At 45.0% G+C, this 796-nt stretch carries 2 tRNA genes and 1 rRNA gene; all 3 read left to right on the plus strand.

From position 1 onward, the window contains the following. Nucleotides 1–79, plus strand: a 16S ribosomal RNA gene (locus DB48_RS08165); the annotation flags it as partial. Between the two features lie 248 nt (nt 80–327). Continuing rightward, nucleotides 328–404 (plus strand) — tRNA-Ile (locus DB48_RS08170). 134 nt (nt 405–538) lie between these two features. Then, nucleotides 539–614: transfer RNA gene (locus tag DB48_RS08175), tRNA-Ala, on the plus strand. Nucleotides 615–796 lie beyond the last annotated feature (182 nt).

The raw sequence follows: 796 nt of genomic DNA on the forward strand, positions 1-796 counted from the left end.
TACCACGGTGTGGTTCATGACTGGGGTGAAGTCGTAACAAGGTAGCCCTAGGGGAACCTGGGGCTGGATCACCTCCTTACCTATACGATGATTTGATACTTGGTCGAAAAATGCTCCTGCATTTTCGACATTCGGTACATCCGTGTACCTTTTGAGTGTTCACACAGATTACTTGATAGAAGATAGAGAAAGATATCGAAAGGTATTTTTGAGGATTTTGATGCCAGAGCAAGGCACTTGATGAGTCTCGCAGGGAGTGTGCATGAGCACATGACCGAGAAACGAAGAAAGTAACGCCGCACAGGGATTAAAAGACCAAAAAGAAATGGGTCTGTAGCTCAGCTGGTTAGAGCGCACCCCTGATAAGGGTGAGGTCGGTGGTTCAAGTCCACTCTGACCCACCAAATCTTCCTTTATACATCGTTGTAAGCTTCGTCGTTTAGCGTGCTAAACGTCCTCAACTTACGCCTTGTCTAAAGTCGATTTGGCTTCCCAATCAATCGATTGGGCCTTGATATTAATCTCGCTGCATGTAAATGGGGCTATAGCTCAGCTGGGAGAGCGCCTGCCTTGCACGCAGGAGGTCTGCGGTTCGATCCCGCATAGCTCCACCATTTGCTCTTTGCTGAGAGCATGCAGTTTAGGTTAGAGATGCCAAAGATAAATGCAGAATTTATCTTTGGCTTTTTTAAGCCCGCTCTTTAAAAATTTGGAAAGCTGATAGTAATAACCGAAAGGTTATTGCGAAAATAATTGAGTTCTCAAAACACACTTTAATCAAGTGACTTGAGTATTC

The sequence above is a fragment of the Shewanella sp. cp20 genome (assembly GCF_000832025.1).
Taxonomy (GTDB): Bacteria; Pseudomonadota; Gammaproteobacteria; order Enterobacterales; family Shewanellaceae; genus Shewanella.